The organism is Sharpea porci, assembly GCF_009695655.1.
Lineage (GTDB): Bacteria > Bacillota_I > Bacilli_A > Erysipelotrichales > Coprobacillaceae > Sharpea > Sharpea porci.
In genome coordinates, this window is sequence record NZ_VUNM01000022.1 from 29,827 (window position 1) to 43,524 (window position 13,698).

Sequence of the window (13,698 nt, forward strand, 5' to 3'; positions counted from 1 at the left end):
TACCTTTCTTTGTATTCACTGATTATGATTGAGTTCTTCTTTTTAGAAGGAATATCATATGACAAATAACAGAAGAACTCATCATAGATAACCTTTAATGTAGTGTACGTCTCTTAAATAACAAGATTATAAGAATTAACGCCATAATCATAATTATGCTTATAAAGATATAAATCAGTACTTTACTTTTCCATAAACCTATAGGCATAGAACCACTTGCATCATTAATATAAACAACCATATCCTGAGCAACAGGATGATTATTGATATCTTTTGATACAACAGGGGTTTCATTATTAATCTGGTGAGATACATGATAGCCTTCAACCATTTCTACAATACTGTAAGTTGCTTGCTTAGGCACATTCCTAATAACAACTTCTTCACCATGTTTTAAATAGATGTCTGCTTGTATTACACCTTGCCTGTCGGATTTAATAAAGAGGGGGTTCTTATGTCCATCTGCATTTTCACTCGCATGTCCTAAATCAACACTAAGTTGTGTAGATTCAGGGGCGTTAGTGAGTGTGAAATGGAACTTAAAGTACTTATTACGATCACCAAAGATACCTGTCACTTTCTTCTTTAACGTAATTTCTGCAAGATCAGGTATGTTATTTGTGAAGACTACTGTTGCATCTTCACCTTCATCCACTGTTTCTACATCAGTTGATAAATCCTTGTTTACACCTTGGTTTTCACCATGATTGTTTACATAATGACCATTTTGTGGTGCTGTAATCGTATAGGAAGCTTGCCCAATATTGGCTTTCTCCATTATTTGGTATTTTGTCGTAACAGGGATATTCTCAAATGTCATTGTTTCACCTGCAGCCAACAATACAGTAACATCGGCTTCACCATTATCATCAGGAATAACCTTACCAGCATCGGACATAAAACCATCATTAGGAACATTCGAGAAATGTACATTGAACTTAAACTTCTCGTCCGTCTTACCACCTGTTGTTTCTTTCTTGAGCATGAGATTTTGGTATTTATTAACTGTATTTGTGAATGAAATTATGATTTGTTCTTGATCGTCAACTGTTTCCCAGGATGTTGAAAGTGGTGTATTTGTTTCATCCTTGTTATCTGCAGACTGGGCAATATGACCTGTTGATGCTTTGTTTTCAATCTTGTAAGAAGGTAAATAGTCACCTGCTTCTTCTGAGATCTTATAGAGTGTTCCAACAGGTAAATTATCAAACTGTACACTTTCATCCTTGGTAAGATTGAATGCTAAATCCGCATAACCATCTTCATGAGAAGTAAAGCTTGTCTTGCCATAACCATAGGTTGTTGATGGAACGAGGTTCTTAAAGATGATATGGAATTTATAGGCAGTATCATCATTTTGGTGGAAACCATTGACTTCTTTCTTTAAAGTAAAGCCATTCGTCTTTTTAGGTACGAGTGTTTCTTCTTGATAATGATTCACAAATGAAACAGTTGGGTTGTTTTGAGAAGCGTTGAGTATTCCTGAGTCATTTTCACTTGTTGCGATAAGTCCTTTATATTCATCTTCTTTGACTTTATATGTTGTATTCTCTGGGAGGTCAGTAAAGTGGAGACTTTCACCAGGCTTAAGTGAGACCTTCGCAATACCATCTTCAAAGACCGTATCCCCAAAAATCTGTGTTCCAGAAATCTTGTTTCCATTCAGTGTCACAGTAAATACATAGGATTTATCCTGGTATTCTTGAGGTACTGAACTGCTAGCTTCACCGCTCTCTGCCTTAATAGTCTTCGTTACAACATTTCCATTGGCATCATAACCTGTTACTGTTGCATAATAGCCATAACCATCACCGAATCCACTACTATCAGAACGGAAGGAGAATGTCACACTGTTACCATCAACATCATATTGTTTTGTGTTAGAAGCATTTAAATGGTAACCACCACCTATCTTGCCAATGAGTGATGTGTTACTGTTTTTAGAGGCTTTAAAGTCAGGATGAACTCCTTGCCACATACATAACCAGTCATAATTTGATGTTTCACCACCATAAGTGATTTGTACTTTAAGTTTTGATGCACCAGGAATTGTGATAACATCATTCGTATTCAAGTTACCATCATAGTTTGTAAGCTGATTGCCTTGATCACCCACATTAGGTGTATGGGCATATCTGACATCAGGAACAACTTTATCAACCATTTTCTTTCCATCTATACTCTTAGTCAGAGTAAAGTCATAAGTCTTTGGTTCACTATAATTATTAGCTGTATTGGTGATTTGAGCAGGTTGCTCTTTTGTTGTTTCAGTAGGTGAAGAAGCATAGGCTGTCGATATATAGCCATCAAGATCTTCTTCCCAGGCATAATAAGTAGCCTTATCATCAGCAACACTAAATTCATAAGTCCATTCATCACCATCTTTAGTAATCGTCGCATCAGTATCTGATGAATACGTACCATCTTCTGCATGAACAACAGTAACTAACTGAAGTTTTTCCAACAAGTTCATAGCAGCATGCCCTATTGATCTAGCCGTAGCTACAAGAGAAGAAGCAAGAGTAGGCTTACTATAAGCTTTATATGTCAGATAGCCATTTCCATCACCATCATAATAAGCACGATTCTTATCAGTAAACGTAGCACTAAAGTTTGGTAATAAATATGTTTTCCAGAACATATCATAACTCGTTTTTACATTACTAGTATCCCACTGATCTGACACATAGATATTGGTTAGCTGGCTACATGAACTAAACATACCTTGCATTTGCGTAACCTGAGATGTATTAAAATGAGATAAATCCAAACTTAATAGTGCACTATCACTGTAGAACATGTTTGCCATATTCGTTACTTTTGACGTATCAAATGAATCTAGATTTATTTCTTTTAAATTTGTACAAGAACTAAACATGTAACTAAAATTCGTTACAAGAGAAGTATTAAAGTTAGAAAGGTCAATGGATTGGAGTTGGGAACAATTATAAAAGAGGTATGACATATTTGTGATTTTTGAAGTATCTATGTTCTCGATATTGAGTTTCGTAAGACTACTACAACCATAAAACATCTTTTCCATATTAGTAAGCTTAGGTGTATAAAAGTTGGAAAGATCTAAAGTCTCTAGTGATTTACAGTTATAGAACATATAACTCATTGTCGTAACTTGCGATGTATCAAAGTTACTCACATCAAGCTTTTTTAACTTTTCACAGTTATAAAACATATAACCCATCGCTTTAACTAGAGATGTATTAAAGGTAGATAAGTCTAAACTCTCTATATTACTGCAGCCAAAAAACATATTGCTCATATCATTAACCTTTGACGTATCAAAGTTCTTAACATCCAACACGTTAAAACTTTTACAGTTATAAAACATATATTGCATAGATTGCACTTTCGATGTATCAAAGTGAGATAAATCTATATCTTCAAGTTTTTGACAATCCTGAAACATTGCACTCATAGTTTTTACATTCGAAGTATTAAAGTTTGTAAGATCTAAAGAGCGTAAATTAATACAGGCATTAAACATGCCAGACATGTATTCCACCTTTGATGTATCAAATCCTGTCACATCTAATTCCGTTAAATTTTTACAGCCATAAAACATCGAATTCATAGATTTGACTTTAGCTGTATTGAAATGGGAAACATCAAGCTCAGTTAAAGATTGACATGTATCAAACATAAAGGACATATATTCTACATTAGATGTATCAAAATGTGATACATCTAAATTTGTAAGATTTAAACAATGATAGAACATTGAAGCCATATTAACGACATGAGATGTATTGAAGGATGATAACTCCAAATTCGTTAGACTAACACAATTATCAAACATATTACTCATGTTTGTTACTTTCGAAGTATCAAAACTTGAAATATTAAGATTTTTCAAGTTATCACATCGCCAGAACATATAATTCATATCCTTAACATTTGACGTATTAAAGTGTGAAAGATCTAAACTTTGTAAATTTTTACATCCTTGAAAAATAGTAGCCATTGTTGTTACTTTAGATGTATCAAACTTAGACAGATCTATAGCACTAACATTTTGCATAGCACTAAACATTTTTATACTTGTATCCGTCATACGAATGGATTGAGCATTTGTATAATAATGGAGTTCTGTGCCATCTTTCCATCCATAGATCTTATATAAGGCATCAGGGTTATCGAAATTGCGATCAAGACGAATGGCGTTGGATGGTACTTTTGAAGCATCTGTTTCTTCAATAACTTTTGTGATCTTATCAGCTAACTCATTACTTGATGCTAGTGCAAAAAAAGCACTATTACCTGGGCCAACATTCGCATCTCTTGTTTTATCTTCTCTCCACATAACGTAGGAAGGGACTTTGTTGATGTCGGTTGTGATATGAATAACAGGAGTAGGGCGGTTATTATTTGTTTTGTTGTCTTTCCAGAACTTCTTGACAACGATTTTTCCATCTTTTTGTTTTTCATTGTTGATACGATAATAACCTGAGTCATTCTTTTTTAAGCCTGAGATTGTGTATGTGCCATCATTCTTTAAGACAACAGTATATTTATTGGTATCAAGGTTATAGCCTGCTGGTGCACTTGTTTCCTGAAGTATATAATTGCCTGCTTCAAGCTTATTGAAAGTGACAAGTCCATTATCCTGTGACGTAGCAGTCAGATTGACTGTTGCCCCGGTATTTGATGAACCCTTAAGTGAGAAGACTGCCCCTGGAAGTAAGCTATCATCGTAGGATGATTGTTTTGATATTTGGATAGTATGATAAGGCTCATTGTAAATAATCACATTGCCCTGTTTATCCATCGTACTATTTTCAATACCTACATTTCCATGATCATCCACAATAACCGTATATTCCTTATTGTTTGGAATATAGTTTTCTGGTGTTCCCACTTCCTTTAAATGATAAATACCATATTCAATATCCTTAAATTCAACAACACCATAATCATTTGAAGAAGCATAAAGAAGAATATCATTACCATATGCCGAAGTACCTTCAATTCTAAACTTAGCACCTTCTATACCCTTAGTTTTATCAACAGAATCTCTTTTAAAGAACTTTAAATCACCATGTATTCTTGGAGCATCTTTTAATATATAAGCATTATTCTTTTGATTAAGAGTTTTTGTATCATTTTTCTTACGAATAGTTACTTGTCCTTTAGCATCTATAATAACCTGGTATTCGGTTTGATCTAATAACCAATCTGAAGGGGAAGAGACTTCTTTAAGTGTATAAGTCCCTTTTTCTATTTCTTCAAATGTCGCATCCCCATTCTGACCTGTTACTTCAGTTATATTTACTTTTGTTCCATAATCAGAAGTACCTGTAAGAGAGTATTTAGCACCTTCAATGCTTTGATCTTCATCTTCAGTAGATTGTTTATGGATTTTGATATTCGCCGTAATTCTTAGTGTTATTTTTGTATAATCTTGATGAATAAAATATGTTTGTTCATTATTATTAGAATCAACAAGTGTATCACTTAAATAGACATTATTGTAGGCTGATAAATAACGATTTGTATCACCAGTTACTTCATCAGGAGCCTGCATATATATGAAGGCACTTAATGAGTCACCTTCAGGCAGAATGAAATCAGAGCCATCTGCTTTCTTCGAGCAATCAATCGCTATGGCTTTTACTGTTGAAGGATCCGTATTCTCATCAAGGACTTTCCAAATATTCGTATTTGTAAGATCATGATTATTTTCAATAACAAGATTCTCTTTTGTACTGTAGTAGACAGTAGGGGAGATTCCTTTATCTCGTAGCTGGGAAAGATCAAGTGATTTGAATATACCATGCCAATCTGATTTCTTTCCATCACCAACATAGTTTTCTAATGAATCAAAGAAAACAAGATGCTTAGCTGTTGTTGTATAGGTATTCTCATATCTAAGCTGATAGGCATAAGTGCTATTATGTGATGTTGTTGTATCATATGTATATTGTTGATCTCTTGCTTCCTTGACCTGCTTCTTAAGTCCAGCAATGGCTGAAGTAAGGCTATCTATTGCATAAGGTTCTTGGTCATAAAGGAACTTCTTCGCATTAGTTGTATCATCTAGATTCATCATGTAAGCCTTATTTTCACCAGTCAGTGTTCTAGCGTCATCAGGATAGCCATTAGTTATAGTATCATTACCTGTTTCATAAGCTACTGGATTAATAATATCCGTACCATAATCCTTAATCGCATTCCAATCCATAACTGCATTAAGATACAGGTTATAATATTTCGCTTGAACAGGTATCTCAACAGTAATTAAATCTCTACCACTCTGCATATAGTTTTCAATAATCTTATATGTGAATGAGTTTTTTGAGAGATAGCCTTTTTCAGTTTGAATCGCCACACTGCCTTTTTGAAGATGTGTTCCTTTAGGCAATAAGTCATAGAAACGACCCGATTCTTGTACAACGTAATCTTCTTTTGTATCGGTTCTTATGGTTTCTTGTTGGCTTATACGCCATCTTAAGACAAATGCCTTCCTGGCTGTATCATTACCTGTTGAAACAACATACTTATTAAGACTCGATGATTTCTTAGGGCGGATAGCACGATCAAAGGCGTATCTGCGGACATTATAGATTTCTTCGCCTTTTTCATCAGTCAATCTCATATCTGCAAAGTTATGCAGCTTGATGTTATTCTTGTCTTTGATTTGTTTCATGACATAGTCTGAATTCTTAAGACTAATCATTGGATAGGCATAAAGTGTTGTAGAATAATATGCATTTGATGTCGTTATTCTTAAGCCTGTGACAAGTGAGTGATCTTTAAAAGTAATTTTACTTCTATCCAATTTATCCACGATATCAGCTTTTTTAATTTCTGATGTATTCGTTCCTATATTGTATGAAGCAACTTCTATCCATTGATTATCAATCTTACCAAAGAAATGAATGATATCATCTTGAGATGGATGAGCATTTGGATCTTTTTCAAACTTTTGTGTTTCTTGATCAAATTGTCTCATTTCATATTGAACACCCCATTGAGCACCTAAATAACGATAGTCATCTTTTGTTAGCTTTTTAGCTTGTTCAGGAATTGAATATTTATCTTCCTTACTATCGGATTGAAGAAGTTTGATATCATCATCTAGATATAAAGTATCATCCGTAAGTTCATAATTTACTTTCTTCTTTCCATAACTATTAGGATCATCAGCAGGACCATCTACAGTCTTAGGATAAGGGTAAGCTAAAAGTTCAATATAATATTTAAATTTATCAAGACTATTCACTTTACCATCCTGGAGCTGATCTAAATCATAAGAAGCATAATCCCAATAAGTCTTAAACTTCTCATACCAGTTATTATTCCCAAATTTTCTTCCTAGATAACTTCCAACTAAAGGTGTGAACTTAGGATTCTCCCAAGTAAATGTCTTTGTGGAAGTAGCTGAGGTAGGAGCATCAACTCCATCAATAGGAATCACTGTTGCTTTAATATCATTCTTAATATCATAGGTATCCATATTGGCATACTTTCCAGGATCATAAGCAGTAAGAACATAATTTGTTACTTTCATTTCACTAGAAGGTGCCAAACGCAAATTCTCAAATGTATTCTTTGTATTATATTCTTCTGACGACATACGATAGCCAACAACCTGTACGCCTTCAGTAGCTGGTGTGTCATCAAGCTGCAATGTGAATGGCTGTGTTTGATTGCCTCGTATTCTTGTCACAATTTCCCAGATTAGGAAATACTTGCCTTTTGTATTTTCTGGCTGTGTGCCCCATGAAGGATCCCACTGTCTGATAACTTCAGGCTTATTGCCAACGAAGCCTTTTGATGTCGATTGAATCTGTGCCGTCGTATTAATATAAACAGGAATCTTCTCACTATCCGCACTAGCTACATGGCCATCATTTGTGACTTCTAGATGTGCACTAAATGGTTCACTTCCACCCATATCAACATATTCATAGGTTGTTTCTGTAGTGCTAAAGGAAACTTCAATTGATCCCTGTTCTCCTGAAGTTCTCTTAACACGATTGTAAATGATAATACTTTGGCCATCATCGCTTTCTTTCCAAGCATATTCATTAATCGTATTTGTATCACCATCACTTTCAGCTTTCTGAGCATCTTCTTCTGTTGGCACCGAAAGTTCTATACTATCCGCCACATTGCCATTACGGTCCTTGAGAATTGTTTTTGGAATAGTAATTTGGATATCTCCTGGAGCGATATCACCAATACCTGAAAGTGCAAAATTTATACGATAAACAAAACGATGGTTAGGATATGTTGTAGAAGCATTCCAGACATATTTCCCATCATCCTGTTTACTTGCGCCCTTTGCCATTTGAATAGAGAAGGCTTCTATTGTATTCTTGCCATTTGTATTCTCTTGAGCATAGGCATATATCCCTGTAGGTACAACTAACGTTATAATCATGAACAAAGAAATCATGATTACAAACATTTTTTTATTGAAGTGCTTTATATACTTTGCCATGATATCTCCTTCCTTTCCATGAGCTTATTTATTCTTTTTCCTTGTATGTACAATCATTCCAATAACAACAAAAGAAATAATTAATAAATATCCATAAATATTGATATTTGTTTGGTCACCCGTTTTTGGTTGTTTATAAGGGGGTGTACTTTGATTCTTTTTTGGCTCTTCAAAAGTAATATCTGCCTTATGTTCACCATCTTGTGTTGCTGAGATTGTTGCCTGAAGACGATTCTCGCTATCAACCCAAACAAAAATGACAGTAGTGAACCGCTGTCCATTCCTGTCTATCAATGTATAATGATATGTTTTTGGCTCATAAAGCTTTACAGTAAAAGACTTTGTTTCATTCTTTAAAACCTGTGTACGATTGGCAGGAAGGGGAGCATCAAGTGAAGTAATTGTGATTACATGCTCATTAGCATCAACATGTACAGGTATTTCTACTTCTATAGGCTTTGTTTGCCCATATACTGGCTTCATGAGTACGATTGTCATGATAAGAACAAAAGCTATTATGAGCTGTTTCTTTATTTTATTCATGTCTTTGCCTTTCCTATAATAATGATAATTTAATCAATTGAAGCAAATACGATAATACGCTTTGTAGAAGTAACATCATTACATGTAGCTAATGCAATAATCTTTTTCGTGCGATCAAAAGGCATCACACCATTCTTCTTATTTGCATCAATAACATGAAGAATAGCTTGTGTATCTTGGTGAGAACTACCATCAAAGATATTCTGATCTGTACCATCAGCTTCAATACATGTAATAATATGAACTGTTAAAGTTTTTTTTCTTGTTTTCAGATGTCCCTTGGCATGTTTCTTCAAATACTGAAAGTCCTTATATGCATCCAAAGCTCCAAACATCTTACCCTTATCCATATGATGTCCATAAATAACAGAATAGGGATCAGAGAAATCAGAAGAAGCTGATGCATCAAGAAAGATACTTCCTGACAAAGAAAACTGTCCTAAAGGATTCTTGTTTAAATATTCACCATTATTTTTACCTTGCATAATAGGATGATTAATATTGGTATGATCAATATCAATCCAGCCAACAGCACCAAGTTCATCTAACGTATAACCAAGATATCCAGCACCTGCCTGATCAAGCTGACGCTCTTGCATATAGAAGCAATAACCACCTAATAAGAACATAATCACAATGGATGATGTAATAATAATGTTGATCGTCTTGTTGATGAGGAAATAGGCAACACTTTCATACTTACTCATGCGCTATGACCACCTGTTCTAACTGATGCAAAATAGACACCTTCAATATGATCAATAGGCATCTCCCCAAACTTACGTGAATCATTTTGATCAGTACGATAATCATTCATAATAAAGACGGATTGAATTCCTACAATATGTTCAGCCACCTGTCCACTTACTTCATAAAATGATTCCTTTTCATAACCATTTACATAAAGCTTTCCATGATCAACACTAACCTTATCTCCAGCAATCGCTACAACCCTACCCATATATAATTTTTGATTATATATATAGGACACGATATCTTCTCTTTCTGGTGTATCAAGCCTAAAGAACAAACATATTTCACCATCACTAATTGTAGGATACATCGATGCTCCATTTGCCATATGAATACTGAAAACAAACATAAATATGATTGATGTAGCCACCAAGAAAAGGGCAATCTTTTCTAGTGGCCACATCCATCGATACATCGATTTACTCATTTTCTTCATGTCTTGCTTCGTTCTGTTTTCTACGCTTTGTCACAACAATAGCGATAGCGGCAGAAGCTAAAGCAATACCACCAATTGTCAGCTGTGTACGATTGTTATGGAATACACCAGTTGGTACAACACCTTCACGATCATTGATGAATACAATATCATCATTGTCAGTAAGAGTTTGTTCTTCTGTGCCATCTGTATGATTCTGATCTTCATGTGTTAAGTTAAGCTCTTTATTGTCTTTTTTAGCTGTTGCCTTATAGTCCTCTGATGTTTCAGTGATTGTATATTTTGCATCAGCTGTTAAGCCATTTAGCTTTACTGTTTCACCATTCTTTAGATAGACATCAAATGTTGCTGCACCTTGATCATTCACATTCAATGCAAGTCCTTTCATGTCATCTGATGTACCTTCTGTAATATCTGCAAAAGAGCCTACTGCAGCAACAAATCTCTTCTGGCCATCAGTTCTTGTTCCGTTTTCAGCATTATAGCTATAAGCCACTGTGTCTGTCGCATGATAAGTTTTATTGCCAGCGTTATCTGTCACAAACAATCTTGCATTGGCATCTAGGTTTGAAACAGTTACTGTGAACTTAAAGTACTGATCTCTGAAGCCCTGGTTACCTGTAACATTCTTTGTAAGAGTAAGATCTGATGTTGTATAATTATTTGTAAAGCCTTTATTCTTGTTTGCTGGATTTGTGCCATCCTGTGCTGGATTTTCATCAGCTGTATGTAGAACATATCCCATAATAGCAAGATTGCCACTATCATCACTTGATACATAAACATCTAAGTATCTTGGATTCTTATCTGTTGAAACACCTTTTTCATTTGTTTCATTTTCAGTAACTTTATAACGATAAACACCTGGTTCTGAGAATGTCACATTTGAAAAATCAACTGTTGAAGCCTTCTTGGCATATTTCTTTGTAGCTGCTAATCCTTCTACCTGATCATCTTGAAAATCAGTAGCTGATGTGCTTGTTGTAGCTGTACGTGTCTTTTGTGGTGTACCAAATGTTTCATCACCAGGTGCAAATGTAGTAGGGGATGCTATTGGCGCACCAATACCTTTTCTTACTGTAAGCTGTGTATTAGTAGGATTGGCTACACTTTGCATTTCATCATCTGTTGGTGTAGAGATATTAAATGTGAATGTTGCATTTGGAACATTGGCATTCTTTTCCATTACCAAATACTTATCAAAAGTAGCTGTTGTCCCCTTAACAGTACCTTGCGCATAAACATTCATCATAGGTCCTGCTAATAATGCGATTGATGTCATTGCACTTACTGTGCTTAATTTCATAAATTTCTTCTTCATAAATTCCCTTGCGACGAAAGCTAATCGCTCCTCCTTACTTTATAAAATGCTTTCTTTATTCCTAAAGACCTATAGCTATACAATCCAAGAAACACACACACATTTCTTTCAATTCATACAACAACACAGATCTAATAGATCAATTTCCCTCTACAATAAACAAAAGATTCAGCAAAACATTTATTGAAAAGGATTAATAAAACCTAACATCTTCAATCTTTCAAATTATTAAGAATAATGTGGGAAAAGATGATGATTGGAACTCTAATTAAATCTAGTGTACTAATTGGGAAAATTTGAATATTGCTCAAGAGACAAATTCTCAGCCATCATCTTTAAACAGAAAGTGTGATATGTTTACCCACAACAACATATCTTTGTTCACGCTTACTTTAAATGATATTGAGTATTGCTTCTAGTGCCGAATATGTGGCTAATTATACGTAACTTGTACTTGACAAAAATAAAAAAGCAAGTTGCTTTACTTGCTTAAATTCTACGCTTATAATGCACATTTTTCTATTTGAACATCATACTAAATATACAAAAATAAAAGATAATATACGCATTAGTATAATTATTTCAATCCATATTTATAAAGTATTCAAAATATGAAAAAAGTAAGTCATGAAAGAACACTCATTCTAACTCTTAGAGAGTTAATAATTGGAAGGAGTAACGTATTCGTCATAACTTACTATTAATTTGCTCTCATCAGCTACTTTCTAGTTAGGCGAAGATCGTAACTGAAAACGCTCTTTAATTATTGAATAGGACGTGGGAAATAAAAAAAGAACGTTGAGCCTCAGGATATTATCGTATGCTTTATTATACTAGGGATCATTTATAAAAGAATACTAAACATGAAAGAACGATGTTTCTCCAGACAATTTCTCTTTCATGTAAACATATTTTAAATTCTATTCATAAGAATAAAAAGTACGAAAAATTCATAAATATTTTCATAATTCGTACTTGTACTTTTATCTTTATGATATTTATTAGATTATCAATAATTTCTATCAAAAAAAAACATCAATCATTTTCAGATTGATGTTTTCTTATTTTATTAACGAGTAGCTTTATTTCTTTTTAATACAAGAATACCACCTAAAATAGAAATACCTGCAAGAAGAACATAAATCCATAAGACTGTATCATCACCAGTTTTTACTGCTTTAGATTTTGTTTGTTTTGTCTTTGGAGCAGGGGTTGTAGTTTTCTTTTCTTCTAACTTAGGAGTATTGTTTTTAGGTTCATCATTATGAGGCTTTTCAGGTGTTTTTGGTGTTTCCTCAACAAGCTTGTATTCATAAATGATGTATTGTGTATCAGCTTTAACACTGCCATCCTTAGGATCTGAGTCAGCACGTACTTCCTTAGCTGTAAGCTGGTATGTCTTGCCGTCTTTATCCTTCAGGAATTCAGGTTTGAGTGTATCGTTGTCTGTTGCATACTTTTCGCCAATAGTTGTATTTGGGTCCTTGACTGTATACCAGCCTTCGTCTGTTTCACCAGTCTTCACTCTGTCACCGGCTTCTGGGTTATCCAATTCAGTATCAGTGCCTTCGATGAAGTACTTCACTCTGACAGCACCGCCGCTGATGAGCTTGTATTCATAAATGATGTATTGCGTATCAGCTTTAACACTGCCATCCTTAGGATCTGAGTCAGCACGTACTTCCTTAGCTGTAAGCTGGTATGTCTTGCCGTCTTTATCCTTCAGGAATTCAGGTTTGAGTGTATCGTTATCTGTTGCATACTTTTCACCAATAGTTGTATTTGGGTCCTTGACTGTATACCAGCCTTCGTCTGTTTCGCCTGTCTTCACTCTGTCACCGGCTTCTGGGTTGTCCAATTCAGTATCAGTGCCTTCGATGAAGTATTTCACTCTGACAGCACCGCCGCTGATGAGCTTGTATTCGTACTTGATGTACTGTGTATCCTTCTTGACGCTACCATCCTTAGGATCTGAGTCAGCACGTACTTCCTTAGCTGTAAGCTGGTATGTCTTACCGTCTTTATCCTTCAAGAATTTAGGTTTGAGTGTATCGTTGTCTGTTGCATACTTTTCACCAATAGTTGTATTTGGGTCCTTGACTGTATACCAGCCTTCGTCTGTTTCGCCTGTCTTCACTCTGTCACCGGCTTCTGGGTTGTCCAATTCAGTATCAGTGCCTTCGA

Annotated in this window: 6 protein-coding genes; all 6 read right to left on the reverse strand. The window is 34.8% G+C overall.

Translation table 11 applies throughout. The features are described from left to right. Positions 1 to 94 precede the first annotated feature (94 nt). Positions 95 to 8,461 carry a BspA family leucine-rich repeat surface protein gene (locus tag FYJ79_RS09105; RefSeq protein WP_154517195.1) on the reverse strand — a complete coding sequence of 2,789 codons (8,367 nt, stop codon included), beginning with the start codon at positions 8,459 to 8,461 and terminating at the stop codon, positions 95 to 97. Positions 8,462 to 8,485: 24 nt separating this feature from the next. After that, positions 8,486 to 9,004 carry an LPXTG cell wall anchor domain-containing protein gene (locus tag FYJ79_RS09110; protein WP_154517198.1) on the reverse strand — a complete coding sequence of 173 codons (519 nt, stop codon included), beginning with the start codon at positions 9,002 to 9,004 and terminating at the stop codon, positions 8,486 to 8,488. 29 nt (positions 9,005 to 9,033) lie between these two features. Continuing rightward, positions 9,034 to 9,711 carry a class B sortase gene (locus FYJ79_RS09115; protein ID WP_154517201.1) on the reverse strand — a complete coding sequence of 226 codons (678 nt, stop codon included), beginning with the start codon at positions 9,709 to 9,711 and terminating at the stop codon, positions 9,034 to 9,036. After that, a complete protein-coding gene (gene lepB, locus FYJ79_RS09120; protein ID WP_154517204.1) occupies positions 9,708 to 10,193 on the reverse strand; it encodes a signal peptidase I in 486 nt (161 codons plus the stop codon). Before lepB ends, FYJ79_RS09115 begins: the two co-directional genes overlap by 4 nt. Further along, entirely contained in the window at positions 10,177 to 11,514 is a 1,338-nt protein-coding gene (locus tag FYJ79_RS09125) for a DUF7601 domain-containing protein (protein WP_154517207.1), read from the reverse strand. The genes lepB and FYJ79_RS09125 overlap by 17 nt, the downstream gene beginning before the upstream one ends. A gap of 1,069 nt (positions 11,515 to 12,583) precedes the next feature. Next, a partial coding sequence (locus FYJ79_RS12440) for a hypothetical protein (RefSeq protein WP_229771441.1) occupies positions 12,584 to 13,698 on the reverse strand: 1,115 nt, incomplete at its 5' end.